Below are 1,009 nucleotides of genomic sequence, written 5' to 3'. Positions count from 1 at the left end.
CATTCAGACCATTTAAGACCTCAAAGCCATTTTCGCCTAGGTCTCCGAGACTGACATTTTGTTTCTTAATTATTCCAGTTCCGTCTGCTTGCTCATCTATCAGCCAAACATATGCTTGCTCATCTGACCCTGAGATTGTACTACTAGGGATAAAAATTGTTTGGCCTGTCGCAACAGGATTACTCGCCTTAACTGTCGTAGTCATTCCAGGTAGGATGTTGTAACCCGGTACATTTTCCATTCTTAGTTTCACTGAATATGTCTGTGTCACCTCGTCAGGAACAGTCGAAACTTCTTTAACCTTTAGGGGGAATTTTCTATCTGGGATAGCATCAAATTGGGCGTTGATGGCTATTGTCGAGATATCGCGCTTTGCATTGACCATAACCGATGCAGGAATATCAACACTCACCTCTAAACTGCTAAGATCTTGCAGTAGAAAGATAGTTTGCGATGCGCCGACTTCTTGGAAGTTTTCAATGTAACGCTTTGCCACTTGACCTGTAAAAGGGGCTTTTAACTGTGAATAAATGAGCTTCTGTTTTATAGAATCTAAATGAGCTTTAGCTCCCACTTCAGCAGATGTTAACTTATCGAAATCGGCTTTGGATATATGCCCTTTTTGAATTAATAATTTCGCTCTATCGAGATCAGCTTTAGCCTTTGAATAACTAGCCTGAGCTTCTTGAAGCTCTATATTAAAGTCCGAGTCATCCAAGGTAGCAAGTAACTGGCCCTCCGTAACTAGATCGCCTTCTTTTACGTTTAAGCTGGTTAATTTTCCGCTGACTCTAAAACTCAGCTCGGCTTTTTGGTTTGCATCAACAACACCTGGAAAGCTTCGCATCGCGCCCTCGTCAGAACCTCCCACAATAAACGTTTTTACGGGACGCAACTGAGGTTCAGTGACGGTCGCTTCTTCTGATGAGCATGCCGTAAACCAGATCACCAATGAAATGATTAAAATGCGCTTTAACATATAATTTCCTTACTAGTTGCATTCCTAATA

1 protein-coding gene is annotated in these 1,009 nt (G+C 41.7%); it reads right to left on the bottom strand.

Annotated features, from left to right (window positions below; all coding sequences use genetic code 11):
• On the bottom strand, positions 1–979 hold a 979-nt coding region (locus A3738_RS04175), incomplete at its 3' end, for an efflux RND transporter periplasmic adaptor subunit (RefSeq protein WP_068763383.1).
• Positions 980–1,009 lie beyond the last annotated feature (30 nt).

Source organism: Oleiphilus sp. HI0066, assembly GCF_001635725.1.
This window is presented reverse-complemented; position numbering and strand designations above follow the sequence as displayed.